At 71.2% G+C, this 26,606-nt stretch carries 24 protein-coding genes; 16 read left to right on the top strand and 8 right to left on the bottom strand.

The features are described 5' to 3' along the window. The first annotated feature begins 219 nt into the window (after window positions 1-219). Together JO379_RS15710 and JO379_RS15705 are read left to right on the top strand one after the other, a co-directional pair. Window positions 220-1,542 carry a dicarboxylate/amino acid:cation symporter gene (locus JO379_RS15710; protein WP_130878886.1) on the top strand — a complete coding sequence of 441 codons (1,323 nt, stop codon included), beginning with the start codon at window positions 220-222 and terminating at the stop codon, window positions 1,540-1,542. A gap of 229 nt (window positions 1,543-1,771) precedes the next feature. Next, window positions 1,772-2,398, top strand: coding sequence for a TetR/AcrR family transcriptional regulator (locus tag JO379_RS15705; RefSeq protein ID WP_130879196.1), 627 nt, complete (start codon window positions 1,772-1,774; stop codon window positions 2,396-2,398). A gap of 116 nt (window positions 2,399-2,514) precedes the next feature. On the opposite strand, the gene JO379_RS15700 is transcribed toward JO379_RS15705, so the two are convergent. Both JO379_RS15700 and JO379_RS15695 read right to left on the bottom strand, forming a co-directional pair. After that, window positions 2,515-3,675, bottom strand: a complete 1,161-nt coding sequence (locus JO379_RS15700; protein ID WP_209515430.1) for a lipase family protein — start codon at window positions 3,673-3,675, stop codon at window positions 2,515-2,517. A gap of 85 nt (window positions 3,676-3,760) precedes the next feature. After that, window positions 3,761-4,825, bottom strand: coding sequence for an AraC family transcriptional regulator (locus tag JO379_RS15695; RefSeq protein ID WP_130878888.1), 1,065 nt, complete (start codon window positions 4,823-4,825; stop codon window positions 3,761-3,763). A 113-nt stretch (window positions 4,826-4,938) separates the two neighbouring features. Here JO379_RS15695 and JO379_RS15690 point away from each other — a divergent pair, with 113 nt between their 5' ends. Then, complete coding sequence (locus JO379_RS15690; RefSeq protein WP_209515427.1) at window positions 4,939-6,822, top strand: AMP-dependent synthetase/ligase; 1,884 nt, start codon at window positions 4,939-4,941, stop codon at window positions 6,820-6,822. A 214-nt stretch (window positions 6,823-7,036) separates the two neighbouring features. Here the strand turns inward: JO379_RS15690 and JO379_RS15685 are convergent, their stop codons facing one another. Beyond that, on the bottom strand, window positions 7,037-7,240 hold the full coding sequence (locus JO379_RS15685) for a cold-shock protein (protein ID WP_003984261.1): 204 nt from the start codon (window positions 7,238-7,240) through the stop codon (window positions 7,037-7,039). 292 nt (window positions 7,241-7,532) lie between these two features. Here JO379_RS15685 and JO379_RS15680 point away from each other — a divergent pair, with 292 nt between their 5' ends. Continuing rightward, a complete protein-coding gene (locus tag JO379_RS15680) occupies window positions 7,533-8,426 on the top strand; it encodes a menaquinone biosynthetic enzyme MqnA/MqnD family protein (RefSeq protein WP_130879197.1) in 894 nt (297 codons plus the stop codon). A 90-nt stretch (window positions 8,427-8,516) separates the two neighbouring features. Here JO379_RS15680 and JO379_RS15675 read toward each other — a convergent pair whose 3' ends face one another. Beyond that, a complete protein-coding gene (locus tag JO379_RS15675) occupies window positions 8,517-9,626 on the bottom strand; it encodes an alpha/beta hydrolase (protein WP_130878890.1) in 1,110 nt (369 codons plus the stop codon). A gap of 165 nt (window positions 9,627-9,791) precedes the next feature. Between JO379_RS15675 and JO379_RS15670 the strand changes: the two genes are divergently transcribed. From JO379_RS15670 to JO379_RS15640, 7 genes are all read left to right on the top strand, one after another. Then, the gene (locus JO379_RS15670; RefSeq protein WP_209515424.1) at window positions 9,792-11,450 is read left to right on the top strand and encodes a serine/threonine-protein kinase; all 1,659 of its coding nucleotides are present in this window, start codon (window positions 9,792-9,794) and stop codon (window positions 11,448-11,450) included. A 100-nt stretch (window positions 11,451-11,550) separates the two neighbouring features. Beyond that, entirely contained in the window at window positions 11,551-12,762 is a 1,212-nt protein-coding gene (gene mqnC, locus JO379_RS15665) for a cyclic dehypoxanthinyl futalosine synthase (RefSeq protein WP_130878892.1), read from the top strand. Between the two features lie 9 nt (window positions 12,763-12,771). Next, the gene (locus tag JO379_RS15660; RefSeq protein WP_130878893.1) at window positions 12,772-13,218 is read left to right on the top strand and encodes an imidazolonepropionase-like domain-containing protein; all 447 of its coding nucleotides are present in this window, start codon (window positions 12,772-12,774) and stop codon (window positions 13,216-13,218) included. 108 nt (window positions 13,219-13,326) lie between these two features. Next, window positions 13,327-13,944 (top strand): Uma2 family endonuclease, encoded by a 618-nt coding sequence (locus JO379_RS15655; protein ID WP_130878894.1) that lies wholly within the window; start codon window positions 13,327-13,329, stop codon window positions 13,942-13,944. A 383-nt stretch (window positions 13,945-14,327) separates the two neighbouring features. Next, window positions 14,328-15,026, top strand: a complete 699-nt coding sequence (locus JO379_RS15650) for a demethylmenaquinone methyltransferase (RefSeq protein WP_130878895.1) — start codon at window positions 14,328-14,330, stop codon at window positions 15,024-15,026. A 181-nt stretch (window positions 15,027-15,207) separates the two neighbouring features. Then, on the top strand, window positions 15,208-17,586 hold the full coding sequence (locus JO379_RS15645; RefSeq protein WP_209515422.1) for a serine/threonine kinase C-terminal domain-containing protein: 2,379 nt from the start codon (window positions 15,208-15,210) through the stop codon (window positions 17,584-17,586). Between the two features lie 108 nt (window positions 17,587-17,694). Further along, complete coding sequence (locus JO379_RS15640; RefSeq protein ID WP_130878896.1) at window positions 17,695-18,972, top strand: geranylgeranyl reductase family protein; 1,278 nt, start codon at window positions 17,695-17,697, stop codon at window positions 18,970-18,972. A gap of 31 nt (window positions 18,973-19,003) precedes the next feature. On the opposite strand, the gene JO379_RS15635 is transcribed toward JO379_RS15640, so the two are convergent. Both JO379_RS15635 and JO379_RS15630 read right to left on the bottom strand, forming a co-directional pair. Continuing rightward, window positions 19,004-19,474 (bottom strand): protein-tyrosine phosphatase family protein, encoded by a 471-nt coding sequence (locus JO379_RS15635; protein ID WP_207303943.1) that lies wholly within the window; start codon window positions 19,472-19,474, stop codon window positions 19,004-19,006. Window positions 19,475-19,485: 11 nt separating this feature from the next. Continuing rightward, window positions 19,486-19,659: a hypothetical protein gene (locus JO379_RS15630; RefSeq protein WP_165451570.1), complete on the bottom strand. Its 174-nt coding sequence runs from the start codon at window positions 19,657-19,659 to the stop codon at window positions 19,486-19,488. Between the two features lie 121 nt (window positions 19,660-19,780). Between JO379_RS15630 and JO379_RS15625 the strand changes: the two genes are divergently transcribed. Then, window positions 19,781-21,124 carry a trypsin-like peptidase domain-containing protein gene (locus JO379_RS15625; RefSeq protein WP_209515419.1) on the top strand — a complete coding sequence of 448 codons (1,344 nt, stop codon included), beginning with the start codon at window positions 19,781-19,783 and terminating at the stop codon, window positions 21,122-21,124. 11 nt (window positions 21,125-21,135) lie between these two features. Here JO379_RS15625 and JO379_RS15620 read toward each other — a convergent pair whose 3' ends face one another. Continuing rightward, a complete protein-coding gene (locus tag JO379_RS15620) occupies window positions 21,136-21,897 on the bottom strand; it encodes a class I SAM-dependent methyltransferase (RefSeq protein ID WP_209515416.1) in 762 nt (253 codons plus the stop codon). 136 nt (window positions 21,898-22,033) lie between these two features. Next, window positions 22,034-22,876 carry a C40 family peptidase gene (locus JO379_RS15615; RefSeq protein WP_130878900.1) on the bottom strand — a complete coding sequence of 281 codons (843 nt, stop codon included), beginning with the start codon at window positions 22,874-22,876 and terminating at the stop codon, window positions 22,034-22,036. A 751-nt stretch (window positions 22,877-23,627) separates the two neighbouring features. On the opposite strand from JO379_RS15615, the gene JO379_RS15610 reads away from it, so the two are divergent. The 4 genes from JO379_RS15610 to JO379_RS15595 are packed head-to-tail and all read left to right on the top strand — an operon-like array spanning window position 23,628 to window position 26,589. Beyond that, window positions 23,628-23,987, top strand: coding sequence for an NADH-quinone oxidoreductase subunit A (locus JO379_RS15610; protein WP_130878901.1), 360 nt, complete (start codon window positions 23,628-23,630; stop codon window positions 23,985-23,987). 12 nt (window positions 23,988-23,999) lie between these two features. Further along, the gene (locus tag JO379_RS15605) at window positions 24,000-24,554 is read left to right on the top strand and encodes a NuoB/complex I 20 kDa subunit family protein (RefSeq protein ID WP_130878902.1); all 555 of its coding nucleotides are present in this window, start codon (window positions 24,000-24,002) and stop codon (window positions 24,552-24,554) included. Further along, window positions 24,551-25,267 (top strand): NADH-quinone oxidoreductase subunit C, encoded by a 717-nt coding sequence (locus JO379_RS15600; RefSeq protein ID WP_209515413.1) that lies wholly within the window; start codon window positions 24,551-24,553, stop codon window positions 25,265-25,267. The genes JO379_RS15605 and JO379_RS15600 overlap by 4 nt, the downstream gene beginning before the upstream one ends. Further along, complete coding sequence (locus JO379_RS15595) at window positions 25,267-26,589, top strand: NADH-quinone oxidoreductase subunit D (protein WP_130878904.1); 1,323 nt, start codon at window positions 25,267-25,269, stop codon at window positions 26,587-26,589. The genes JO379_RS15600 and JO379_RS15595 overlap by 1 nt, the downstream gene beginning before the upstream one ends. Window positions 26,590-26,606: the final 17 nt, after the last annotated feature.

The raw sequence follows: 26,606 nt of genomic DNA, 5'->3' as shown, positions 1-26,606 counted from the left end.
AGTCCGAGTGTTAACGTATTCGACATGAAGACAGCAGCAGCGCACCGATCAGCCGTGAGCCCCGTGCTCGTGGCGCGCCTGCACGTCGATCTTTGCCGCTGCGTGTCCGCGGCCTGTTGCCGCCGCTGACGTCACGACCGCCGCGGCCGGAGATCCCGTCTCTACGGACCTCCTGGCGCCTGAACGCCCTTTTTCTTACTTCCGTCCCCGGAGATCCCCGTGCCTTCGACACCCGCGTCCGCCGCCACGGCCACCCGCCGGCGCATACCCAAGGTCCCGTTCTGGGCCCAGATCCTGCTCGGCCTCGTGCTGGGCGCCCTGCTCGGCTGGGCCGCCCAGAGCGGTGACATCCACTGGCTCGAGGTCACCCTCGGCAAGATCGGCGACATCTTCGTCCAGCTGCTGATGGTCGTGATCGCCCCGCTGGTCTTCTTCGCCATCCTGGTGTCGATCACCAACCTGCGGAACGTCTCCAACGCCGCCCGGCTGGCCACCCGCACCCTGCTCTGGTTCATGATCACGTCGCTGATCGCGGTCGTCATCGGCCTCGCGATCGGCCTGCTCACCAACCCCGGCTCCGGCACGGGCCTCACCCCGGCCGACGGCGCCGAGCCCAAGAAGCACGGCTCGTGGCTGGACTTCCTGACCGGGATCATCCCGACCGACGTGATCACGCCGTTCACCGAGCTGAACGTGCTCCAGATCGTCTTCATGGCCGCCGCCGCGGGCATCGCCATCCTCCAGATCGGCGACAAGGCCAAGCCCGTCCTCGACCTCAGCCAGTCCGCGCTGGACCTGCTCCAGAAGGTCCTGTGGTGGGTCATCCGGCTCGCCCCGCTCGGCAGCCTCGGCCTGGTCGGCACGGCCATCGCCACCTACGGCTGGAACCTGATCGGCAAGTACGCGACCTTCACCGCCGACATCTACGTCGGCTGCGCCATCGTGCTCTTCGGTGTCTACCCGGTGCTGCTCGCCACCGTCGGCAAGGTCAACCCGCTGCAGTTCTACAAGGGCGCCTGGCCGGCCATCCAGCTGGCCTTCGTCTCCCGCTCCTCCGTCGGCACGATGCCGCTGACGCAGAAGGTCACCGAGCGCCTGGGCGTGCCGAAGGAGTACGCGTCCTTCGCCGTGCCGTTCGGCTCGACGACCAAGATGGACGGCTGCGCCTCGATCTACCCCGCCATCGCCGCGATCTTCGTCGCGCAGGTCTTCGACGTGCCGCTGGAGATCCGCGACTACGTCCTGATCGCCTTCGTCTCCGTCATCGGCTCGGCCGCCACGGCCGGTCTGACCGGTGCGACCGTGATGCTGACCCTCACGCTGTCGACGCTGGGCCTGCCGATGGCCGGTGTCGGTCTGCTGCTGGCCATCGACCCGATCGTGGACATGATGCGCACCGCGACGAACGTCGCCGGTCAGTCGGTGGTTCCGATCCTCGTCGCCTCGCGGGAGAAGATCCTCGACCGCGCGGCGTACGACTCGGCCGACGGGTCCAAGCTCGACGACGCCCCGGTCGCGGAGCCGCAGCCGGCCACGGCGTGACCCCTGCGGCGTGATCCGCACGACGTAATGCGCACGGCGTGATCTGTACGGCTTGATCCGCACCCTCGACGACGTCCCTCCTCCCCGTAAAATTACCAGCCGGTAACGTGACGGGGGCGGAGGGATGTTTGTTGTGAAAACAGCACAGACTGCACAGACCGACGCTGCTCAGGTCAGGGCCGGTGTCAGGACCGGGGCCGGGATCAGGACCAAGGTCAAGGCCAAGCGGATGCCGCGCGAGGTACGCGAGCGCCAGATGCTCGACGCGGCGGTGGAGATCTTCGCGCGACGCGGCTACGCCGCGGCGTCCATGGACGAGATCGCCGAACTGGCGGGGGCCTCGAAACCATTGGTCTATCTCTATCTGAACTCGAAGGAAGACCTCTTCAGCGCCTGCATACGGCGCGAGTCCGAGGCGCTGGTGACCGCGGTGCGGTCCGGCATCGACCCGGAGGCGTCCCCCGACGGGCGGCTGTGGAGCGGGCTGCTGGGCTTCTTCGCGCACACCGCGGCCCACCCCGACGCCTGGGCGGTGCTGCACTGCCAGGCCCGCACGCACGGCGAGCCGTTCGCCTCGGCCGTCTGCGCCATGCGGCAGGAGATCGTCGACGTGGTCACCCAGCTGATCGCCGCGACGGCCCGGGAGGCCGCCTGCGCCGTCGAACCCGACGGACGGGAGATCACCGGCCTGGCGCACGCGCTCGTGGGGGCCGCCGAGTCGCTCGCCGCGTGGGCCAACACCAGCGGCGACGCCGCCCCCTCGGAGAAGGAGACGGCGGCGACGCTGATGAACCTCGTCTGGGCGGGCCTGGGCAACCTCATGAACGGCCGGTGCTGGTCGGCGACGCGCCCCTGACCGGACCTGATCGGCCATGACCCCCCGGCGGGCGGGGCTGAGCCCCGGGCTCGGCCCGCCCGGCCCGGGCCAGGGGGCCGGCCGGCGCGCCCATGGACGAGCGCGCCCTCTCCGGATCACCCGCAGTTGCCGCCCGTCGGCCTGCCCGCGAAGCGGGCCGCCAGCCAGTCGGCCGCCGGGATCGACTCGGTGATCACGCCCAGCACGTGCTCGCCGAGCGGCAGCGCCTTCCACTGCACGTTCGCGCCCTTGGCGCACCAGTCGGCGCGCAGCTTCTTGCCGACCGCGTACGGGATCAGCTCGTCGATGACGCCGTGGTAGAGGTACACGGGCCGGTCGGGGGCCCGGGTGCCGAGCTCGGAGGAGCGCAGGGCGCGCTGCCAGTCCGCCTCGTAGAGCGGGTTCTTGACGGTGACATCGGAGATCTTCCGGAAGAGGCCCGCCACCGCGTCGATCGCCACGCAGTGCTTCTTCATGAAGTCGACGTAGCCGCGGCCCTTGTCGTTCAGGTAGCGGTCCAGGTCCAGCTCAGGGAAGGCCGCGTTCTGGCCCGTGGCGGCCATCAGGACGAGACCGGCGCCTATGCCGCCGTTGTTGAAGTCGGCGGTCTTGAGGAGGTCGGCCGGGACGCCGCCGGTGGCCGTGCCTCTGAGGTCCAGCTCGGGTGCGTAAGCCTCGTGCAGCTCGGCGGCCCAGCTCGACGCCTGCCCGCCCTGCGAGTAGCCCATGATCCCGACGGGAGAGTCCTTGCCGAGGCCCGCTTCCGGCAGCCGCTGCGCGGCGCGCGCCGCGTCGAGCACGGCATGGCCCTCGGCGCGGCCGACCGCGTACGTGTGCTCGCCGGGCGTGCCGAGGCCCTCGTAGTCCGTGACGGCGACGGCCCAGCCGCGCAGGGTCAGCTGCTGGATGAGATTGGCCTCCAGGGTGGTCCCGTACGGGAAGCCGGCCGAGGGGGCGCACGCGTCACCGAGGCCGACGGTACCGACCGCGTACGTGATCAGCGGGCGCGGCCCCTTCCGGCCGTCCCGGGGGACGATCACGGTGCCCGAGACGACGTTCGGGGTGCCCTTGGCGGTGGTGGAGCGGTACGTGATGTGCCAGGCCCGGGTGTTCGTGGGCTGGCCCGGCAGGGGGTGGAAGGACGTGGGCGCGGAACTGACGACGTCACCGGGGGCCCCGGCGTCCCGGGCCGGCTGTCCGGCCGAGGCGGGGCCCGCCAGGCCGAACGCGGCCGCCAGCGCGGCGAGAGCGGTGAGGGCTGTGGTGCGCAGGTGCATGCGACTCTCCCAACTGTCCAGTGATGCTGAATCAGTTGGGGCGACCGTAGTGACCGGTGGGGCACCCGGGCGCTGACCGGGACGCTCAGCTTTGCTGACCCCGCCGCACGCTCCCCTGCCATTCGCCGCTCTCGGCGCCCAGCAGCCGGTACGCGCCCGGTGTGGTCCCCGTCCAGCGCCGGAACGCCCGGTGGAAGGCGGTGTCCTCGGAGAACCCCAGCCGGGCCGCGAGCTCGGCGATCGGCTCCCGGCCCGCCGCGAGCCCGCTGATCGCCGCGTCCCGCAGCACCCCGTCCCGCAGCAGCCGGTAGGAGGTGCCCTCCTCCTGGAGCCGCCGCCGGAGCGTCGCCGGGCTCATCGCGAGCCGCGCCGCGACCTCGGCCACCTCCGGCAGCCGGGCGGGCCGCCTGCCCTCGCGCAACGCGGTGACGAACGCCCGCCGCACCTGCTCGGCGACCGTCGTCCCGTACTCGCGGCGGCTGAGCAGATCGGCGGGCGCCCGCCGCAGCAGCTCCGCGAGGCCCGCCTCGTCGCGGACCACGGGCGCGGCCAGCCAGTGCGCGTCGAACCCGGCCCCGGTGCGCCGCGCGCCGAACCGCACGGGGCAGCCGAAGAGCAGCCCGTACTCGCCCGCGTACGGCGGGGCGGGGAAGGCGAACTCGGCCCAGCGCAGGGCGATCCGGCGGCCGATCAGCCAGCTCGCCAGCCGGTGCCAGACGATCACCACGCACTCGGCGAGGAAGCGGCCCTCGGCGTAGCCGCGCAGGTCGTTGCGGACGGTGAACACCGCCTCGGCGCCCCGGAGTTCGAGCGCCAGATCGGGGCCGCCGGGGAAGAGCCCGTAGAAGCGGACGCCCCGCTCCAGTGCCGCGCCGAGATCGCGGCAGCCGAGGCACGCGGAGCACATCATGGCGAACGTACCGTGCCTGCTGGGCGTGGGCCCGAGGCCCAGGAACTCGTCCCGCGTCGCCCGGTGCAGCGCCTTCACCAGCGAGGTGAACTGCTCGGGCGTCACCCGCGCCCGGTCGTCCGCGAGCAGCAGCGGCGGGATCCGCGCGGTCTGCAGCAGGGGCACGGTGTCGATGCCGAGCCGCCGGGCGCCGCCGAGCGCGGCCCGTACGTGGTGCACGGTGATCGTCCGCCTGCCCATGCCTGCACGGTAGCCCCGATGAGCGCCGGGGTCAGCGGCGCTGACGCTTCCGGTCATCCCCGGCCCGGGGCCGCGCTTCGTAGCGTCGGGCCCACGGATCCTAGGGAGGCGTCATGCGCGACGGTCGGCACGTACCGGGCACGCTCGCGGTGTTCGTGGAGGAGGCGGCGAGGCGGTACGGGGAATTGCCCGCCCTGCGCTTCAAGTCCCCGGGCGGCGACTGGACGGAGGTCGGCTACGACGGGCTGCGCGAGGCCGTACGGTCCGTCGGGCGCGGTCTTGTCGCCCTCGGTGTACGGCCGGACGAGCGGGTGGCGATCCTGGCCGAGACCTGTCCGGAGTGGACCTACGCCCATTTCGCGATCCTGGCCGCCGGCGCGGTCGTCGTCCCCGTCTATCCGACGGCGGGTGAGGACGAACTCGCCTGGGTGCTCGGGGACTCGGCGGCGACGGTGGTGATCTGCGAGGACGCGACCCAGGCGGCCCGGGTCGAGGCGCTGCGGGCGAAGCTGCCGGAGTTGCGGCACGTGGTGCGGATGGCCCGAGAAGGGGGCGGCGAGGAGCGGGGGCCGGGCGAGGACGGCGGCAGACGGGCAGTGGCGACCGACGCAGCAGCCGCCACCGGGGCCGGCTCCGAGGACGCTCCCGGCCGACGCGGCGGCGGCCCGCTGTTCCTGCGGGCGCTGCCCCGGGCACCCTTGGACGATCTCCTCGCGCGGAGCGCACACCGCACCGGCGACGACCTCTGCGCCATCGTCTACACCTCCGGCACCACCGGCCTCCCCAAGGGCTGCCGGCTCACGCACGGCAACTTCACGGCCGTCCAGGACGCCACCGACGACCTCATCGAGGGCGGCCCCGGCGACACCACGTACCTCTACCTCCCCCTCGCCCACCTCCTCGCCCAGCTCATCCAGCTCACGTGCCTGGGCCAGGGCGGCACGCTCTGCTATTTCGGCGGCCGGATCGAGAACGTCGTCGCCGAGCTCGCCGAGGTCCGGCCCACGCATCTGCCGTCCGTGCCCCGGCTCTTCGAGAAGGTGCACGCCACCGTGGCCTCGCTGGCCGAGTCGCGGGGCCAGGGCGGCCGGGACCGCTTCGGGGCCGCCGTACGGACCGGGGTCGAGATCGCCGAGCTGCGCGCCCGGGGCGAGGAGCCCACCGGCGCGCTCCGCGCGGCCTGGCAGGCGGCGGACGAGAGCCTCTTCTCCCTCGTCCGGGCGGCGTTCGGCGGGCGGCTGCGCTGGGCGCTCACCGGCGGCGCACCCATCGCGCCGCAGACCATGGACTTCCTGCGCGCCTGCGGCATCCGGGTCTTCGAGGGCTACGGCATGACCGAGTCGGCCGGGGTGATCTCTCTCAACCACCCGGGGGCGGTCCGGTACGGGACGGTCGGCCGGCCGGTGCGCGGCTGTGAGGTGCGGATCGCGGAGGACGGCGAGGTGCTCGCCCGGGGGCCCGGGGTCTTCCCCGGCTATCACGCGAATCCGGCCGCGACCGAGCAGGCGCTGGATCCGGACGGCTGGCTGCGCACCGGCGACCTCGGCAGCCTCGACGCGGACGGGTTCCTCCGCATCACCGGCCGCAAGAAGGACCTGATCATCACCTCGGGCGGCAAGAACCTCACGCCCTCGCTCGTGGAGGCCGCCCTCCAGCAGTCCCGCTGGATCTCGCGCGCGGTGATGATCGGCGACGCCCGGCCGTACCCCGTCGCGCTGATCACCCTCGACGCGGAGGAGATCGCGGCCTGGGCCCGGAGCGAGGGGCTGGACCCGGGCTGGGGGTACGCCGGGCACCCCCTCGTGCGGGCCCGCTGCCAGGAGGCCGTCGACGCCGCGAACGCCCAGGTGGCCGGGCCCGCCCGGATCCGGGCGTTCACCATTTTGGAGGAGGACTTCACGGTCGGCGGCGGGGAGCTGACACCCACCCTGAAACTGCGGCGCTCCGCGATCGCGAACCGTTACGCGGCAGAAATCGATGCGTTGTACGAGCGATAGCGGAAAAGGATGATCCGCTTAGCGATGAAAGCCGTACGGGCTCTGTGCGTCATGAGTTCAACAAGGTTCGGCAGAGCCGTGAGATCCGGGTGAGCCGGGAGTCATGAGAAAAGGCAGGAGCCCTGCCCCTCCGCCGAAGCGGGGGAGCAGGGCTCCTTGGGTACAGCACGTCGACCGCGATCGGTCGAGCCGTCGCACCGGAGGGATCCGAGGATCAGACCGGGGTGACGTTCTCCGCCTGCGGGCCCTTCGGGCCCTGCGTGACGTCGAAGTTGACCTGCTGGTTCTCCTCGAGGGAGCGGAAGCCAGAGGCGTTGATCGCGGAGTAGTGGACGAAGACGTCGGGGCCCCCGCCGTCCTGGGCAATGAAGCCAAAGCCCTTTTCAGCGTTGAACCACTTCACGGTTCCGGTAGCCATAAAGCCCTCCTTGGGCCCAAAGGGTTGCCCTGCTCCAGAACCTGCGAGAAGTCTGAAAACTACAAAAGCCTGCGGGGTCACATGCTCCGCAGGCTCTGTACTGCAAGGGAAACCAAACTGCAACTTGCGGCGAGCGTAGCACGCTGGGTTCGCACTGGGAAAGAGTCGAAGATCACGCTGTTCACAGGTTTTCCGAGCCCTCCGCACGGAAAAGATCGACGATCGGGCCCGGCGCGGCGCGACCCCCGCCCCCGCCTCCCCGACGGCCCGGGGCTAGCCTCCGGATGTGGACATTTCAGCCTCGGACCCAGCGATCCCCGCCACCCGCGCCGGCCTGCCGGAGCGGCTGCGCAGCCGCCCCCGCGTCGGACACATCCAGTTCCTCAACTGTCTGCCGCTCTACTGGGGCCTCGCGCGCACCGGCACGCTGCTCGACCTGGACCTGACCAAGGACACCCCCGAGAAGCTCAGCGAGCAGCTCGTCCGGGGCGAGCTGGACATCGCCCCCGTCACCCTCGTCGAGTTCCTGAAGAACGCCGACGACCTCGTCGCGCTGCCGGACATCGCCGTCGGCTGCGACGGGCCGGTCATGTCCTGCGTGATCGTCTCCCAGCTGCCGCTGGACCAGCTCGACGGGGCCCGGGTCGCCCTCGGCTCCACCTCGCGGACGTCCGTGCGCCTGGCGCAGCTGCTGCTCGCCGAGCGGTACGGGGTGCGGCCCGAGTACTACACCTGCCCGCCCGACCTGGGGCTGATGATGCGGGAGGCGGACGCCGCCGTGCTGATCGGGGACGCCGCGCTGCGGGCCTCGCTGCACGACGCCCCGCGGCTCGGCCTGGAGGTCCACGACCTCGGGCAGATGTGGAAGGAGTGGACGGGGCTGCCGTTCGTCTTCGCCGTCTGGGCCGCCCGCCGCGACTACCTGGCCCGCGAGCCGCGCATCGTCTCCCAGGTGCACGAGGCGTTCCTCGCCTCCCGGGACCTGTCCCTCCAGGAGGTCGGGAAGGTCGCCGAGCAGGCGGCGCGCTGGGAGTCCTTCGACGCGGAACTGCTGGAGCGCTACTTCACGACCCTGGACTTCCGCTTCGGGCCGGACCAGCTCGCCGGGGTGGCCGAGTTCGCCCGGCGCACGGGCCCGACGACCGGCTTCCCGGCCGACGTGCGGGTGGAACTGCTGAAGTCCTGACCCCCGGGCGGGGATCAGGACTTCAGAGGGTGCGTGCGGCGGGGCGGCGGGCCCGGGATCAGGTCACCGGGCCGCCGCGCGCCTGGCGCGTCAGGAAGCCGGCGTCGGGCCTTCCATGTTCTTGCTGATGTACTGGATCAGGCCCTCGCCCATGCTCGGCACGTAGGTGTGCGCGTTGTGCGAGCCGCCCGGGATCTCCCGGAGCATGGTGTGGACCGGGCCCTTGCCGTACGTCGCCATGAACTTCTTGACGTGCTGCATGACGATCGGGGGCTCCTTGGTGCCGACCTGGAAGGCCAGGTAGACGTCCGGGCCCTTCCTGTTGATCAGCTCCTGGGCCAGCTTCTCCGGGTTGTTCTCCTGCTTCTCCTTCTCGTGACCGGCCCACAGCGGGGAGTCCGGCACGATGTCCGGGCCGGACGCGATCACGGCCTTGAAGCGGTCCGGGTACTTCATGACGGCCTTCAGGCCGGCGAAGCCACCGGAGGAGGAGCCCATGAACGCCCAGCCGTCACGCGACTTCAGGGTCCGGAAGTTCTGCTTGACCAGGTCCGGGACGTCCTCGGTCAGCCAGGTGCCCATCTTCGCCTGGCCGGGGATGTCACTGCCGTCGTAGTAGTACTTCTCGTCCGGGTTCAGGACCGGCATGGCCAGGATGAAGGGCAGGCTCTTGCCTTCCTTCGACCACTTGGCGATGGAGGACTGGAGCTTGAGGTCCGTGCCCATCCAGTAGTTGTTCGGGTAGCCGGGACCGCCGGGCAGGGCGATCATGACCGGGAAGCCGCTCTTCTTGTACTGCGGGTCGTTGTACTGCGGCGGGGCCCAGACCCACACCTTGCCCTTGAAGCCGGACTTCTTGCCGTCCAGCGTCACGACGCCGATCTTCGTGCCGTCGCCCAGGGAGTTGGCTATTCGGAAGTCCGCCTTGGGTCCGGTCGGCATGAGGACCTTGGAGTCCGCGGGCTGCGCGCCGTTCTGGCCGCCGGCCTGGCCGCCCGTGCCACCGGCGGCGGGCTCGTCGTTGCCGAAGCTGACGGGCTTGCCCTTGTCGGTGAACGGGGGGATCTCGAAGTAGCTCATGACGGGCCAGGCGATCAGCCCGAGCACGGCTATCGACGCCACAACGATGATCCATCGTTTGGCGCGAGAGGCCCGGTGGTGGCCCTGGGACCGGTAGGCCCCCTCGTGTGAGTGCGGCATCGCGTCGCTCCGGATGATCCTGCTGCCCCGAAGGACATGACGGTTTGTTCCGACCTTGCAGATGGGCAAACCAGGCTGCGGGGTTCCTGCCGGGCGTCGTGAATTGAGTCATAGGCTGATTTCCGGGGCCGTACCGGCCCCCACCAGGGGGAGACGGGGAGCCCGATGCAACCACTTCTGTCCGAGGATCCGCAGGTCATCGGCGCGTACCGACTGCTGGGCCGGCTCGGGGCGGGCGGCATGGGCCGGGTCTACCTGGGCCGTAGCGCGGGCGGCCGCACGGTGGCGGTGAAGGTCGTCCACCCCCACTTCGCCCTCGACGACCAGTTCCGGGCCCGCTTCCGGCGCGAGGTGGAGGCCGCCCGGCGGGTCGGCGGCGCGTGGACGGCGCCGGTGCTGGACGCCGATCCGGACGCCGCCGTGCCGTGGGTGGCCACCGGCTATGTGGCGGGCCCCGCGCTCTCCCGGGCCGTGACGGATACGGGCCCGCTGCCGGAGCCGGCCGTGCGGGTGCTGGGCGCCGGCCTCGCGGAGGCCCTGGCGGCGGTGCACGCGCAGGGCCTGGTGCACCGGGACGTCAAACCGTCGAACGTGCTGCTGGCCCTCGACGGCCCCCGGCTGATCGACTTCGGCATCGCCCGCGCGACGGACGGCACCGCCTCCCTGACCGCGACGGGCGTCTCCATCGGCTCGCCCGGCTACATGTCGCCCGAGCAGATCCTCGGCGAGGAGGTGACGGGGGCGGCCGACGTCTTCTCCCTCGGCGCGGTCCTCGCCTACGCGGCCACGGGCGAGCCGCCGTTCTCCGGCGACAACTCCGCCTCCCTGCTCTACAAGGTCGTCCACGAGCCCGCGGAGCTCGGCCCGCACCTCACCGGCGAGCTGCGCGCCCTGGTCTCCGACTGCCTGGCCAAGTCCCCCGCCGACCGCCCCACCCCCGGCGACATCGTCCGCCGGATTGCGACGGCGGCCGGTCCGCTGCCCCGCGTACGGTCCGGGTGGCTGCCCGCGCCGCTGGTCGAGCAGGTGAGCCTGCGGGCGGTGGAACTCCTGGACCTGGAGCCGGCGGAGGCCGCCGCGGCGGGCGGCGGCTTCGGGCCGCCCGATCCGTCGTACGGCAGGGGCGTGGCGGACGCCCGCCCGCCGGCACACCCGCTGACACAGCCGTCGTACCCGCCGCTGCCGCCGCAGCGCCGGCCCGCGCCGGAGGAGGACGAGACGGCAGGGAACGCGGCCGGGAACCAGGGGGACAAGAAGATCGCGCTGTCCCTCGGCGCGAGCGGCCGGGACCGGGAGCCGGGCAGACCACGGCGGGTGAGCTGCACGCTCGTGCTGTCGGTGGCCGGGGCGCTGGCCGCGGCGACGACGGCGGCGTTCGTCTTCGACCTGCTGCCGGGGTCCGGCAAGGCCGCCCACAAGGAGGCCGGGCGGAAGCCGTCCGCGACCGTCTCGTCATCACCGGGGACGTCCGACGTGCCGCAGGCCTTCCGCGGCACCTGGACCGGCAATGTCCGGCAGTCCGACGGCACCCCCAACGGCACGATGACCAGCGTCATCACGGGCGGCGCCAAGGGCACGTACGTGATCCGGACGAAGTATTCGGTGCTGGACGTCGTGGAGTGCCGCAGCAAGGCCAAGCTGGTCGCCGCCACCGACCGGAAGCTCACGCTGGAGGAGGTCACCGACGGGCAGCGCAGCCCGCTCTGCACGGGCTCGACGTCCACGGTCACCTACACCCTCGAAGGGGACGGCAAGCTGGCGTTCACCTCCGACGACCCCAAGGGCGGCAAACCCACGTCCTCGCTCACCCGGAGCGCCGGTTGACGGCCCCGCACCGCCCAGTCCCACTGCCCTGGCCCACCGGTCTGTCAAGGCCCTGGCGTAGGGTGAATCGTCGTACACAACCCCTCCGAAGGGACGCCCGGTGACCGAGACCGCCGACCTCACGTCCGTCAATCTCGCAGCCGTCCTCGACCGGGCCGCCGCGGGTGGCCGGATCACCCCGGAGGAGGCGCTCGACCTGTACCGGTACGCGCCGCTGCACGCGCTGGGCTCGGCGGCCGACGCCGTGCGCCGCAAGCGCTACGCGGGTACCGAGCACATCGCGACGTACATCATCGAGCGCAACATCAACTACACCAACGCATGCGTCACCGCGTGCAAGTTCTGCGCCTTCTACGCCGCGCCGAAGAGCGACAAGGTGTGGACCCGCGACCTGGACGACATCCTGCGCCGCTGCGAGGAGACCGTCGCGCTGGGCGGCACGCAGATCATGTTCCAGGGCGGTCACCACCCGGACTACGGCGTCGAGTACTACGAGACGCACTTCTCGGCGATCAAGAAGGCGTACCCGCAGCTCGTCATCCACTCCCTCGGCGCCTCCGAGATCGAGCACATGTCCCGGATCTCCGGCGTCACCGCCGAGGAGGCCATCCGCCGCATCCACGCCGCGGGCCTCGACTCCTTCGCGGGCGCGGGCGCCGAGCTGCTCCCGGAGCGGCCGCGCAAGGCGATCGCGCCGCTCAAGGAGTCCGGCGAGCGCTGGCTGGAGATCATGGAGCTGGCCCACAACCTGGGTGTCGAGTCGACCTCCACCATGCTGATGGGCACCGGCGAGACGAACGCCGAGCGGATCGAGCACCTGCGGATGATCCGCGACGTGCAGGACCGCACGGGCGGCTTCCGCGCCTTCATCCCGTACACCTACCAGCCCGAGAACAACCACCTGAAGGGCCAGACGCAGGCGACGCTCTTCGAGTACCTGCGCATGATCGCCATCGCGCGGCTCTTCCTGGACAACGTCGCCCACATCCAGGGCTCGTGGCTGACCACCGGCAAGGAGGTCGGCCAGCTCTCCCTGCACTACGGCGCGGACGACCTCGGCTCGATCATGCTGGAGGAGAACGTGGTCTCCTCGGCCGGTGCGAAGCACCGCTCCAACCGCATGGAGATCATCGACCTCATCCGCAAGGCGGGCCGGGTCCCGGCGCAGCGCGCCACGACGTACGAGCACCTGGTCGTGCACGACGACCCGGCGAACGACCCGGTGGACGACAAGGTCGTCTCGCACCTGTCCTCGACGGCGATCGAGGGCGGCACGGCGCACCCCGAGCTGAAGCTCGTCTCCTCCGACTGAGGCCGCGTTGTGCTGACGCTTCACGCGGCGCCCCTCGTGTGCCGCACCTGGGACGCCGAACCGATCGCCGACGGCGGTGTCGCCGTCGACGGCGACCGGATCGCGGCGGTCGGCCCGCTCGCGGACCTGCTGGAGCGGTTCCCGGGCGCCCGGGTCCGGCGGTGGCCGGGCACGCTCGGCCCGGCGCTGGTGCACGAGGGCCCGCTGCCGGACGCGCCCAGCCCGCGCGAGCGGGTGCACGAGGTGCTGAAGCGGGGCGGCGGGGCCGTGCTGGCCGCGCACGCGGCCGACCCCGAGCTGCGGGCGGCGGCGGGTCGGGTCGGTGTGGCCGTGCTGGGGCGGGTACGTCCGGTGGCGGTCGCCGAGACCGGGCGCGCGGATCTGGCCGCCTTCGCGGAGGACGGCCGGTGCGTCGCGACGGTGCTGGGCGGACGGCTGGTGCATCGTCGGGCCTGACGGCCTGCGGCCGGGCGTCGTCAATGGCGTTACGGGTAATCACCACTTCGGGTGGCACTACCGTCGTATGTAGGACCGCGAACCGTACCTACGTCCACACTCGCGTCCATGGGAGCAGTTGGGACTACTCGCCGACGCGACGAGGTCGCCACCACGGACAACTGGATGTTTCCGCCCTCCGAGGGCTGGACGTTCGACCAGGTGAAGGATCTTGAGCTGCCCTTCGGCTGGGAACTCGTGGACGGAGGGATCACGGTTCGTGGACGGACGAAACTGTGGCACGACTGCGTGCGTGGCAAACTCCTCCGAGAGCTCGAGCAGGCGATGCCGGACAATTGCGCGGTCAACGTCGAGCGGTGTGTGATGTTGGACGAGAACAACGTCCGGAAGCCGGATGTGGTCGTCTTCGACGCGACGGACCTCGATATCTTCGCCGTGGAGTGCACCTCTGTGGACAGGGTGCGGCTGGCCGTGGAAGTGGTGTCGACCGGGTCGAAGAGTGAAGACCGGATTCGTAAGCCCGCGTTGTTCGCCGAGGCCAAGGTTCCGCATTACTGGCGCATCGAGCTTGAGTCGGACCGGCGCCTTGCCGTGCACGAGTTCTGGCTGCCCGTCGATTCACGGTCGTACATTCCGGCACCTATGCACCCGGTCCACCGGGAGAAGTTGGTCACGGAACTGCCATTCCCGGTCGAGATCGACCTGACGGCCTTGCTCAGGATCTGAGCAAGTGGCGCTCTCGCCGTCAGTGATCCGTCAGGACGCCGTCACCGCACGTCAGAGCCGCATCAAGGGGAGTCACCGCTACCGCTTCACCCACCAGGATGGAAACCGCGGGGACGGCCGCTCAGGCCGCTTCGCGATGCGCCCTGTGGAGGGCTCGGGCAACCATACGTACTGCCGGGCCGCAAGGACGCGCACGCCGGAGGAAGCATCGGCCGTCGAGGGGGCGGTCGGGCAGGGGCCGGCGGTCCCGGGAAGCGGGGGTTTCCGGGGCGGCGCAGTCGGCATCGCGGGGCGGCGGCCCGCCAAGGGGAGCGCGCCGTCCTCGACCAGGCGAATGGGGTACCGGCGCCCCGCGCCGGACGCGCACCGTGAACAATGGGGGCGTGACCCGAGCATCCCTGGACAAGCAGCCGCACGAAGTCGCCGCGATGTTCGACGACGTGGCGGCGAAATACGACCTGACCAACGACGTGCTGTCGCTCGGCCAGGCCCGCCTGTGGCGCAAGGCGGTGGCCCGCGCGGTGGCCGCGCGCCCGGGGGAGAAGGTGCTGGACCTCGCGGCCGGCACGGGCACCTCCTCGATGCCCTTCACCGCCGACGGCGCCTACGTCGTGCCGTGCGACTTCTCCGTCGGCATGCTGCGCGAGGGCAAGAAGCGCCACCCGTGGCTGCCGCTCACCGCCGGTGACGCCACCCGGCTTCCCTTCGCGGACGACGTGTTCGACGCCGTCACGATCTCCTTCGGGCTGCGCAATGTGCAGGAGACCGACACCGCGCTGCGCGAGCTGCTGCGGGTGACGAAGCCCGGTGGGCGCGTGGTGATCTGCGAGTTCAGCCACCCCACGTGGGCGCCGTTCCGCACCGTCTACACCGAGTACCTGATGCGGGCCCTGCCGCCGGTCGCGACGGCCGTCAGCAGCAACCCCGACGCCTACGTCTACCTCGCCGAGTCGATCCGCGCCTGGCCCGACCAGGCCGCGCTCGCGGCACGGCTCCAGCAGGCCGGCTGGTCCAAGGTCGCCTGGCGCAATCTGACGGGCGGAGTCGTGGCCCTGCACCGGGGGATCAAGCACGCCGGGTAACCCTTGGGCACGGCATACCCCGCAATTCGGGCGCGTATTGACGGTTTGTCATGGGCAGGGTGCGTGATCTGTACGATCATCCGCACCCCCCATCCGAACCGCCCGCCCGAATACGGGAGCACCATTGCCGTCGTTCTGTCCTGCCTGTGGTTCCGCGTTCGTCCAGGACGCGCGTTTCTGCATGAAGTGTGGCCGGGAGCGTCCGCAGGAGGCGGGTGCGGCTGCCTCGGCGACTCCGGCCGCCGTCTCGGCGACCCCGTCCGTGCCGCCCGCGGCACCGCCGTCCGTGCCGCCCGCGGCACCGCCGTCCGTGCCGCCCGCGGCACCGCCCCTGCCACCGCCGCCCTCGTCACCCGCGCCGCCTGCCTACGCGCCGCAGGGCGGCTACGCGCAGCCCGGCCCCGGCGCGCTGTTCCTGCGCCGGACGTTCACCGGCGACTGGCTGGGCTCGGCCAAGGCCGTCCTGTGGCCGACCGCCCTCCTGCTCGTCCTCGCGCTGGCGGTCTCCCTCCCCTCCTCGGACGACTACGAGGAGGCGGACTTCGCTCATTGGAGTGACCGCTTCCAGGTCGTCATCGCGGTCCTGATGCAGGGCCTCGGTGGCACCTTCGAGGTGGAGACCCGCCGCGGCGGCAGCCTCATCACCATGTTCGTCCAGGGCGGCGGCTCGCTGTCCGTATGGCTGCTGACGTTCACGCTCGCGTGGGCGGGCGCCGTGGCGCTCGGCGCGCGTCTGCTGCGCCGCTCGCGGCCGCAGGGCGCGGGCGGCGGCGCGGAGGCCGCGCTGCGGATCGGGCTGCTGTCGGGCGCGGTCGTGCTGGTGCTCGGCCTGTACGGGCAGCCGGACGTGAAGCTCTTCACGGTCGACACCTCCCCGGTGCTCGCCGCGCTGTTCACGTTCGCGCTGTCGGGCGCGGTGAGCGCGAGCGTGCTGTGCCGCGAGGAGCTCCTCGCCCGGTCCGGCGCGGGCGCGTTGATGGCCGTACGGGCGTGGGGCACCGCCCTGCGCGCCCTCGGTCTGACGGTCGCGCTCTGCGCCGTCGTCGTGTTCGTGGTCGTCGCCTCGCACGAGAGCGACGTGTCCGGCTGGGGTGTGCTGGCCTCGCTGCTGGTCCTCGTCAACCTGGCGCTCATGGCGCTCGGGCTGTCGTGGGGCGCGAGCGTGGAGGCGTCGGCCGCCAAGGGCCGCGGTGGCGAGGAGGGCGGCACCTTCGGGCTCTCCCAACTCGGTGACACCTACGGCGGCTGGGCCCAGACCGGCGCGCTGGCGCTCGGCGTCGTGTGCGCGGTGATCCTGGCCCTCCTGCTGGCACGGCGCTCGGCCGACCGGCGCGAACAGATCCTCTCCGGGGCCTTCTTCCTCGGGGCGTTCTGGCTGCTGTCCCTCGTCTCCGGCGCGGAGATGGAGATGTCGGCGGGGACGAGCTTCGGTTACGGCTCGCAGTCCGGCGGGGGCCGGATGGGGCCGAACGTCGGTGAGTCGCTGCTGTTCGGCCTGCTGTGGACGGCGGGAGCGGTGCTCCTGGCCGCGTTCCTCACCCGTACCGGACGCACGACACCGGGCGTCCCGCCGGGCTACCCGGCACCGCCGGTGGCGTGGCCGGCCCCTGCGGCGCCCACGGCACCCGCCGCACCCGCCGCACCCGCAGCGCCCACCGGGCCTCCCGCAGCGCCCGCACAGCCGCCGGTCGCCCCGGCGGTGTCGGCGGCCCCCGCGGCTCCTGCCGCCCCTCCCGCACCCGAGGTGCCGACGGCCGTCACGGACGTCACCCCGGCCCCGGTGGCTCCCGCGGCAACTCCGCCGCGCCGCACCGGCCGTAGCCGGATCTTCATGTGGGTGGCCGTCGGTCTCGCCGCCTTCGTGGTGGGCGGCGCCGCCGCGGGCGGTGTGCTGCTGATGAACAAGAAGAACGACGAGAAGAGCGGCGGCGGGACCGCCCAGGCGAACAAGCCCGCCGCGAGCCCGGCAGAGGGCGCGAAGGCGAGCGGCGGCCCGGCCACGGCGCAGCCGCCCGCCTCTCCCTCCACGTCCCCCTCCATGTCCCCCTCCACCTCTCCGTCCTCCCCGGCCCCGTTCCACGACGGGCCCGTTCCGGAGAAGGACCTGCCCAGCGGCTACTCGACGACGATCGCCCCCGAGGGCTTCTCGGTCGTGCTGCCCGACGGCTGGCACCGCATGGACAAGGGCAGCGGCCAGATCGACTTCGTGGGCTCCACGGGCTTCCGCCACCTGCGCGTCGGCATCGCCAGGGACCTCGGGAAGTCCGCGCACGACCACTTCCTGGAGCTGGAGAAGGTGGTCTCCCGGCAGGACGGCTACCAGCGGGTCCAGCTGACGGCCAACAGGTTCCAGGGCAAGCCGGGCGCGCTGTGGGAGTGGACGTACAAGGAGAAGGGCTCCGGCCGTCTCGTGCGCTCCATCGACCAGGCGTACATCGACGACACCGGCACCGAGTACGCCATCCAGTACGAGGACTACGACGAGAACTGGACCGCTACGCGGACCGTCTTCGACAACGCGGTGCGGTACTGGAGGGTCGCCCCGCTCGACATCGACTAGCGGGGGCCGCTCCGGGCGGAAGGGTACGGGGTGGCCACTGGCCGCCCGTACCCGTCCGGCTCATAGACTCGGTCGTGACCAGCCCCTCGCCGAACGGGAGAGCCGACCGTGACCGACTCAGAGCGCAGCGCCGATGTGATCGTGGTCGGGGCGGGTCCCGCCGGCTCGACCACCGCGTACTACCTGGCCAAGGCGGGGCTCGACGTCCTCCTGCTGGAGAAGACGGCGTTCCCGCGCGAGAAGGTGTGCGGTGACGGCCTGACCCCGCGGGCCACCAAGCAGCTCGTCTCCATGGGGATCGACATCTCCGAGGAGGCGGGCTGGCTGCGCAACAAGGGCCTGCGCATCATCGGCGGCGGCGTCCGCCTCCAGCTCGACTGGCCGGACCTCGCCTCCTACCCCGACTACGGCCTGGTCCGTAAGCGCGACGACTTCGACGAGCAGCTCGCCCGCCAGGCCCAGAAGGCCGGCGCCCGGCTGTACGAGCGCTGCAACGTGGGCGCGCCCGTCATCGACGACCGCACGGGCCGCATCACCGGCGTGCACGCCAAGCTCGGCGAGGAGAAGACGCCGGTCACCTTCCACGCCCCCCTGGTGGTCGCCGCCGACGGCAACTCCACCCGGCTCTCCCTCGCGATGGGCCTGCACCGCCGCGAGGACCGCCCGATGGGCGTGGCCGTCCGTACGTACTTCACCTCCCCGCGCCACGACGACGACTACCTGGAGTCGTGGCTGGAGCTGTGGGACCGGCGCGGCGCCACCGACCGGCTGCTGCCCGGCTACGGCTGGATCTTCGGCATGGGCGACGGCACGTCCAACGTCGGCCTCGGCGTCCTGAACACCTCCAACTCCTTCAAGGAGCTGGACTGGCGCGAGATCCTCAAGGCGTGGTGCGCCTCGATGCCGGAGGACTGGGGCTACACCCCGGACAACATGACGATGCCGATCCGCGGCGCCGCACTCCCGATGGCCTTCAACCGCCAACCGCACTACACGCGCGGCCTGTTGCTCGTCGGCGACGCGGGCGGCCTGGTCAATCCGTTCAACGGCGAGGGCATCGCCTACGCCATGGAGTCCGGCCAGCTCGCCGCGGACGTCATCGTCCAGGCCCACGCCCGCTCCTCCTACGCCCAGCGCGAGCTGGCCCTCCAGCGCTACCCGAAGGTCCTCAAGGACACCTACGGCGGCTACTACACGCTGGGCCGCGCGTTCGTGAAGCTCATCGGCAACCCGAAGGTCATGCAGATCGCGACGCAGCGCGGTCTGACGCACCCGCTGCTGATGAAGTTCACGCTCAAGATGCTGGCGAACCTGACGGACCCGACGGGCGGCGACGCGATGGACCGCATCATCAACGGGCTGAGCAAGGTGGCTCCGCGCTCCTGACGGCGGTCGGCGCGCGCCGCCCGGCGCGCGCCTACGCCGGCCCGTCCGCGAAGCGCCGTACGTAGCGCCGCTGCCAGGGAGTCTCGACGGCGTGCGGGTCGTAGTGCTCGCGGACGAAGGCCACCGCCCGGTCGGCCGGCACCCCGTCGAGCACGGCGATGCAGGCCAGAGCCGTCCCGGTGCGCCCCCGGCCGCCCCCGCAGGCCACCTCGACCCGGTCGCCACCGGCCCGCTCCCAGGCCTCGCCCAGCACGCCCCGGGCATCCGCGCCCCGGGCGGGCAGCCGGAAGTCCGGCCACCGCAACCACCGTGCCTCCCAGGGCACTTCGGGCGGCTGCTTGCCGAGCAGATACACGGCGAAGGTGGGCGTGACCCCGGCCGGCAGGGCCCGCCGCAGCCCCCGCCCGCGCACGAGCCGCCCGGACGGCAGCGTCAGCACACCGGCGGCGTTCGGATCCCAGGTCTCGGTCACGCCCGCCACGATAATCGGCTCCGGCCGCATCCGAGGGCGGTTCACGCCCGGGGGCCGGGCCGGCCGCCGCGCCACGACGCGTACAGGCCGGACAGTGCGATGGCGATCGTCGCCAGGGACTGCGGCGCCACGCCCAGGCAGATGAGGACGATGCCCGTGGCGAGTACGGCGACGAAGACGATGAGGTCGTGCGACCCCTGCTTGTTGTTGCGCATTGAGGCTCTCCCCCGCTTGCTGTGGTGTATCACCCACGGTCGAGGGGGAGGGGTGTGCTGCGGCAGGTGCAGCGGTGCTGCCGGGCGGTCGGCAGCACCCGAGCGGCGATCGGGGGATTCCGTGACGGAGTTACGGCAGTTCGGGCAGGGGCTCTCGCGCGAGATGCGGGCACTGGCGGAAGCATTGCGCGGGCTCTTCGTGGGGCTGAGGATCTCCGAGAGGCGCTATGCCGCCCGCAGGCGCTATGACTCCTCGACGATCTCCCGCTACCTCAGTGGCCAACGGCTGCCGCCGTGGGAGTTCGTCCTCAACCTGCTGCACGACGTCGCGGAGGAACGGGGCACGGTGCCGACCGCCGAGACGACGGAGATGCTGCGCTCCCTGCACCTCGCCGCGCTCGAGGCGGGCAAGAGCCCCACCCACAGGATTCAACTGCTCGAACAGCGGTTGGCGCTGGCCGATGAGCAGGCACGGCGGGTGGCCACGCGCGAGCGGTGGCTGGAGGACACCCTGCGGGACCGGGAGCATCGCATCCGGGACCTGCAGATGCAGTTCCGTGAACTCCAGGCCTCGATCTCCCTGGACCCCGGGCCACCCGTCGACGACGGGGATGCCGACGGCATGGACAGGGGTGCCGAACGGGCGCGGCTGTGCGCGGAGATCCGGCAGCTGAAGGAGGAGCTGGAGCAGGCCCGGGCCTTGCACCGGCAGGCGGAGGAACGCTGTGACCAGCTCGAACGACAACTGGCCGAAGCCGAGACCGAAGACGGTCCACGCGAGGACGGGCCGGGCGGGTCGACGGCCGTCGGCCCCGTGGGCGGCGACGGGAGCGCGCATCGCAACGTCATCCACGGCGATGTCGTCTACAACATCAGCTCGACGGAGACGGGCATCGACGAGCGGTTCGCCGATGCCATGACGGTGCAGTTGCTGATCGATGGCCGGATCATGAGCAACGGCCTGCTCCTCGGCCCCACGACCGTCGTCACCACGTGGTCGGCGATCGGGCCCCCTGGCACAGCGGAGCCGGTGGCGGTCGTAGCGAACAACAAGCGCGTGGACGCGACCGTGGTGGAGTGGCTGCCGTCCGAGGACCGGACGAGTCCGGAGGCATTCCCGAGGCTGGCGGTACTGCGGCTGGCCTCTCCCGTCGCCGCGTCCGTGCCGGCCGTCGAGATCGACATGCAGCCCTCCCCGGGCAGCCGACTGCTGGTCAGCGGATACGGCAGCGATCACAAGCCGGCGGGGCACTATTCGTGCCTGCTGGAGGTCAAGGGCCGGACCGGTAGCTGGGTGCGGGTGGAGGGAGAGCTCGTCCCCGGCCTCGGGGGCGCTCCGGCCTTCCACGTCGGGACCGGTGCGCTGGTGGGGCTGGTCAGCTCCCGGTTCCGCGACGCCCCCAAGGGCCTGCTGGCCCCCGCCGAATCCCTCCGCGACCTGACCACCCTGTCCTGGCCGGACTAGGGCAGGCGGCGTCAGGCCGGCTTGCGGGCCTCGATCAGGAAGCGGGTCGCGTGCGCGACGAAGGGGCCCTCGGCCCGGATGCGTTCGTCGAGCTCGCGCAGCCGGTCGCGGTACCGGTCGACGGTGAAGCCGGGGACCATCCAGATCACCTTACGCAGGAAGTAGATCACCGCGCCGATGTCGAAGAACTCGGTCCGCAGGGACTCCAGCCGCAGGTCGTGGACCTGAAGGCCGGCCGCCTCCGCCTCCCGCCGTTCGTCGTCGGGGTGGCGCCTGCGGCGGATCTCCTCGGGCTGCGGGCCGAGGAAGTACTCGACCAGCTCGAAGACGCTGGCCGGGCCGACGTGCTGGGCGAGGTAGGTGCCGCCGGGCCGGAGCACCCGGGCGATCTCCGACCACCACACCGTGGCGGGGTGACGGCTGGTCACCAGGTCGAAGGCCGCGTCGGCGAACGGCAGGGGCGGCTCGTCGGGGTCCGCGACGACGACCGCCCCGAGCGGGTGCAGCAGCTCGGTCGCCTTGGTGACGTTCGGCGGCCAGGATTCCGTGGCCACCATCAGGGCGGGCAGCTTCGGCACCCCGGCGAGGACCTCACCGCCGCCCGTCTGGATGTCGAGAGCGGCGGACGCGCGGGCCAGGTGCTCGCCCATCGTGCGCTGGTAGCCCCAGGAGGGGCGCTGTTCGGTGGCCCGGCCGTCCAGCCAGGAGAAGTCCCAGCCGTCGACCGGGACGGTCTCGGCCTCGGCCACCAGTTCCTCAAAGGTTCGTGCCATACCGGGATTGTCGCGGCAAAACACTCGGCGGCCAAGCGAATTGTCCCGCGTCGGGGCGTCCGCCGCACACGGCGAAGGCCGCCGTCCCGAGCGGAGGGAACGGCGGCCTTCGGAAGAATGCTGGGGGTACCCCGCGTCACATGACGCGAACGGCACCCGTCGGCGGGGAGTAGCTCATCGAGCGCTCGACGACACCCGTGCTCGGGTTCTGCGCGCCGATGAACTTGCCGTCGCCGATGTACACGCCCACGTGGTACGCGCTGCCGGCGGAGCCCCAGTAGAGGATGTCGCCGACCTGGAGGTTGTCGAGGGACACCGCGGTGCCCGCCGTCGACTGGTCCTGCGAGATGCGGGGGAGGTCGATGCCGATCTGGCTGTAGGCCGACATGACCAGGCCCGAGCAGTCGAAGGAGGAGGGGCCGGTGGAGCCCATCACGTACGCCTTGCCGACCTGCGCCTTGAGGTAGGAGACCAGCGTCGCGGCCGAGCCCGTGGCGGAGGAACCGGCGGTGGAGCCGGAGCCTGCGGTCTCGGTGCCCTCGGAGGAGTCGGCGGAAGCGGACTTGGTGCCCAGGTCCGAACGGTCGGAGGTGCGGGAGGCGCGGGCCTGCGCGGCCTCCTTCTCCTTGGCCTCGGCGACCTTCTTCTCGGCCTCGGCCTTGCGGTCGGCCTCGTCCTTGACCTTCTTGGCCTCGGCGCGGGCCTCGCCCTCGGCCTTCTCCTGCTGCGCCTGGACCTCGTAGTCGAAGGCGGCCTGGTGCGTGGAGGCGGCGCTCTGCGTGATGGAGGCGGCGAGGGCGGCGTTGATCGCCGGCATCTCCATCGTCGACTCGACGGGCTTCTCAGCGGCGTTGGCCGCCGCCGCCCCGGTCACCGCGAGGGTGCCGAGGACACCGCCTGCAACGCCGGTGCGGACCACCCAGGACTGCGTCGCACGGCGGGGCTTCCGGTGGCTGGTTATCTGCGCGTTCGGGGACATGGAACAACGGCTATCAGTCCCCGTAGGTTGAGATCAACAAAAGTGGCGTGCGCCACAATCGCCGCGCTCGCGCCTGGAATTCGGACTTTTCGCCCCCGGGGTCGTCGCGGCCGTGACCTGTCCGTAACCCGCGATCATGTGCCTCAGCATGGCATTTGGCCATCCGCGCCGCCCATTGGACGGCCTATCACTTTTACGGCACGCCCGTCGAGGCTTCCCCTCGAATCCGCATCGGAAACCTGCCGTCGCGTGGCGGACGTCACGCCACTCCCGCCCCGTGCGCCCTTCCCGGATCGGGGTGCGAATCGGAGCACACGTCGTGATCGAGGGGCGGCGGGTACCGGTGGATGACTGCCGTCGTCCCACCGAGTGGCACTCCCTTATCAGTTGACGGGTGCTATTGCCAATTTGCCTGGACCGGCCATGGCTTGATAATGGCTCACCCCTTCCGACCAGCGCGGACGCCCCTGAATGTCACCTCTCGTGATCACTCGGCCGCTTCGCGTATGAAGATCACTGCTCATCCGACTTGATGATCGTTCGTCAGGTGGCGTAGATCACAAACACCGGCGCGTACCCCGTGTCGCAGATCACAGACCGGCGGGCATAGGATGCAGGCGACCCGGGCTTGTGAACTGCCTCACATGGGGGTGATCTTCGTGGCGACGCCGCGGCCCCCGGCCTTGAGCGCGGTCCGCCCGCCGGGTCCGGTCAGCCAGCAGTCAGCGTCGACTGGAAGGAGCGAGGAGCGGTGAACGCCTACGCGCCCATCCTCGTACTGGGAGCCCTCGGAGCAGGCTTCGCGATCTTCTCCGTGGTCATGGCCTCGCTCATCGGGCCCAAGAGGTACAACCGCGCCAAGCTCGAGGCCTATGAATGCGGCGTCCAACCGACCCCGCAGCCGGCCGGTGGCGGGCGCTTCCCGATCAAGTACTACCTGACGGCGATGCTCTTCATCGTCTTCGACATCGAGATCGTCTTCCTCTATCCCTGGGCCGTCACCTTCGACGCCCTGGGGTTGTTCGGGCTCGTGGAGATGCTGCTCTTCGTGCTCACCGTCTTCGTCGCCTACGCCTATGTCTGGCGGCGCGGCGGCCTGGAATGGGACTAGGGGGCACCAACCGTGGGACTCGAAGAGAAGCTGCCCAGCGGCTTCGCGCTGACCACCGTCGAGCAGGCCGCCGGCTGGGTCCGCAAGTCGTCCGTCTTCCCGGCCACCTTCGGCCTGGCCTGCTGCGCCATCGAGGTGATGTCGACCGGCGCCGGGCGCTACGACCTCGCCCGCTTCGGCATGGAGATCTTCCGTGGCTCGCCCCGCCAGGCCGATCTGATGATCGTGGCCGGGCGGGTCAGCCAGAAGATGGCGCCGGTGCTGCGCCAGATCTACGACCAGATGCCGAACCCCAAGTGGGTGATCTCCATGGGGGTCTGCGCCTCCAGCGGCGGCATGTTCAACAACTACGCCATCGTGCAGGGCGTCGACCACATCGTGCCGGTCGACATCTATCTGCCCGGCTGCCCGCCCCGCCCCGAGATGCTGATGGACGCGATCCTGAAGCTGCACCGGAAGATCCAGGGCGAGAAGCTCGGCGCGCACCGCGAGGAAGCGGAGCGCGAGGCGGAGCAAACGGCGCTGAAGGCCCTGCCGTTGATCGAGATGAAGGGTCTGCTGCGGTGAGCGAGCAGGAACAGGCGCCGGACGAGCGGCTCCCGGGCCAGCGCGGCGAGCAGGGCGAGGCCATCCGGGTCCAGCGCGGCATGTTCGGCGTCGGGAACGGCGGCGACACCAGCGGCTACGGCGGCCTGGTGCGGACCGTACGGCTGCCGGGAGCGTCGAACCGCCCGTACGGCGGCTGGTTCGACGAGGTGGCCGACGAGCTGGAGGGCGCCCTCGAAGAGCAGGGCCTCCTCCCGGAGAACGCGATCGAGAAGACCGTCGTCGACCGCGGCGAGATCACCTTCCACATCGCCCGCGAACACCTGCCGCGCGTCGCCCGCACCCTGCGCGACGACCCGGCGCTCCGCTTCGAGCTGTGCACCGGCGTGAGCGGAGTGCACTTCGAGGGCGACAAGGGACGCGAGCTGCACGCGGTCTACCACCTGCGCTCGATCACCCACAACCGGCTGATCAGGCTGGAGGTCAGCGCCCCCGACAGCGATCCGCACGTGCCGTCGATCGTCGACGTCTATCCGACCAACGACTGGCACGAGCGCGAGACCTACGACTTCTTCGGCCTGATCTTCGACGGCCACCCGGCGCTCACGCGGATCTTCATGCCGGCCGACTGGCAGGGCCACCCGCAGCGCAAGGACTACCCCCTCGGCGGCATCCCCGTCGAGTACAAGGGCGCCCAGATCCCGGCTCCGGACCAGCGGAGGTCGTACAGCTGATGAGCACTCCCCGAGCCAGTGCCCGCGACACCACCGAGGGCCCCGTCTACACCGTCACCGGCGGCGACTGGGACGAGATCGCGGCGGCGGCCAAGCGGGCCGACGACGAGCGGATCATCGTCAACATGGGCCCCCAGCACCCCTCCACCCACGGGGTGCTCCGCCTCATCCTGGAGATCGACGGCGAGACGGTCACCGAGGCCCGCTGCGGCATCGGCTATCTCCACACCGGCATCGAGAAGAACCTCGAGTACCGCAACTGGACGCAGGGCACCACCTTCGTCACGCGCATGGACTACCTCACCTCGTTCTACAACGAGACGGCGTACTGCATGGGCGTGGAGCGGCTGCTCGGCATCGAGGACCAGGTCCCGGACCGGGCCACGATCGTCCGCGTGATGCTGATGGAGCTCAACCGCATCTCCTCGCACCTGGTGTGCATCGCCACCGGCGGCATGGAGCTCGGCGCCACCACGATCATGATCTACGGCATCCGGGACCGCGAGATGATCCTGGACCTCTACGAGCTGATCACCGGGCTGCGGCTGAACCACGCCTACATCCGGCCCGGCGGGCTCGCCCAGGACCTGCCCCCGGGCGCGGTGGACGCGGTGCGCGAATTCGTGAAGAAGATGCGCAAGAACTTCCCCGAGTACGACAAGCTCGCCACCGGCAACCCGATCTTCAAGGGCCGGTTGCAGGACGTCGGTTATCTCGACCTCGCCGGCTGCATGGCCCTCGGCGCGACGGGCCCGATCCTGCGCGCCGCCGGCCTCCCGCACGACCTGCGCAAGGCCCAGCCCTACTGCGGCTACGAGACGTACGACTTCGACGTGCCGACCGCCGACACGTGCGATGCCTACGGGCGCTTCCTCATCCGGCTGGAGGAGATGCGCCAGTCGCTGCGGATCGTCGAACAGTGCCTGGACCGGCTGGAGCCGGGCCCGGTCATGGTGGCCGACAAGAAGATCGCCTGGCCCGCCCAGCTGGCGCTCGGCCCGGACGGCCTCGGCAACTCCCTCGACCACATCAAGAAGATCATGGGCACCTCGATGGAGGCCCTGATCCACCACTTCAAGCTGGTGACGGAGGGCTTCCGGGTACCGCCCGGGCAGGTGTACGTGGCGGTGGAATCCCCCAAGGGCGAGCTGGGCGTGCACGTGGTCAGCGACGGCGGCACCCGCCCCTACCGCGTCCACTTCCGCGACCCCTCCTTCACCAACCTCCAGTCCATGGCGGCGATGTGCGAGGGCGGCCAGGTGGCCGACGTCATCGTCGCCGTCGCGTCCATCGACCCCGTGATGGGAGGCGTCGACCGGTGAGTGCCACATCGAGCAGT

The organism is Streptomyces syringium (assembly GCF_017876625.1).
Classification (GTDB): Bacteria; Actinomycetota; Actinomycetes; order Streptomycetales; family Streptomycetaceae; genus Streptomyces; species Streptomyces syringius.
Note: the sequence above shows the minus strand (reverse complement) of the source record. Positions and strands in the feature narration are given on the sequence as shown.

Coding starts and splice junctions, on each gene's coding strand:
- JO379_RS15595 (WP_130878904.1), top strand. CDS start 25,267: ATGAGCACTCCCCGAGCCAGTGCCCGCGACACCACCGAGGGCCCCGTC.
- JO379_RS15655 (WP_130878894.1), top strand. CDS start 13,327: ATGGGAGCAGTTGGGACTACTCGCCGACGCGACGAGGTCGCCACCACG.
- JO379_RS15675 (WP_130878890.1), bottom strand. CDS start 9,626: ATGCCGCACTCACACGAGGGGGCCTACCGGTCCCAGGGCCACCACCGG.
- JO379_RS15620 (WP_209515416.1), bottom strand. CDS start 21,897: ATGGCACGAACCTTTGAGGAACTGGTGGCCGAGGCCGAGACCGTCCCG.
- JO379_RS15695 (WP_130878888.1), bottom strand. CDS start 4,825: ATGGGCAGGCGGACGATCACCGTGCACCACGTACGGGCCGCGCTCGGC.
- JO379_RS15670 (WP_209515424.1), top strand. CDS start 9,792: ATGCAACCACTTCTGTCCGAGGATCCGCAGGTCATCGGCGCGTACCGA.
- JO379_RS15690 (WP_209515427.1), top strand. CDS start 4,939: ATGCGCGACGGTCGGCACGTACCGGGCACGCTCGCGGTGTTCGTGGAG.
- JO379_RS15645 (WP_209515422.1), top strand. CDS start 15,208: ATGAAGTGTGGCCGGGAGCGTCCGCAGGAGGCGGGTGCGGCTGCCTCG.
- JO379_RS15705 (WP_130879196.1), top strand. CDS start 1,772: ATGCCGCGCGAGGTACGCGAGCGCCAGATGCTCGACGCGGCGGTGGAG.
- JO379_RS15615 (WP_130878900.1), bottom strand. CDS start 22,876: ATGTCCCCGAACGCGCAGATAACCAGCCACCGGAAGCCCCGCCGTGCG.
- JO379_RS15700 (WP_209515430.1), bottom strand. CDS start 3,675: ATGCACCTGCGCACCACAGCCCTCACCGCTCTCGCCGCGCTGGCGGCC.
- JO379_RS15630 (WP_165451570.1), bottom strand. CDS start 19,659: ATGCGCAACAACAAGCAGGGGTCGCACGACCTCATCGTCTTCGTCGCC.
- JO379_RS15685 (WP_003984261.1), bottom strand. CDS start 7,240: ATGGCTACCGGAACCGTGAAGTGGTTCAACGCTGAAAAGGGCTTTGGC.
- JO379_RS15635 (WP_207303943.1), bottom strand. CDS start 19,474: ATGCGGCCGGAGCCGATTATCGTGGCGGGCGTGACCGAGACCTGGGAT.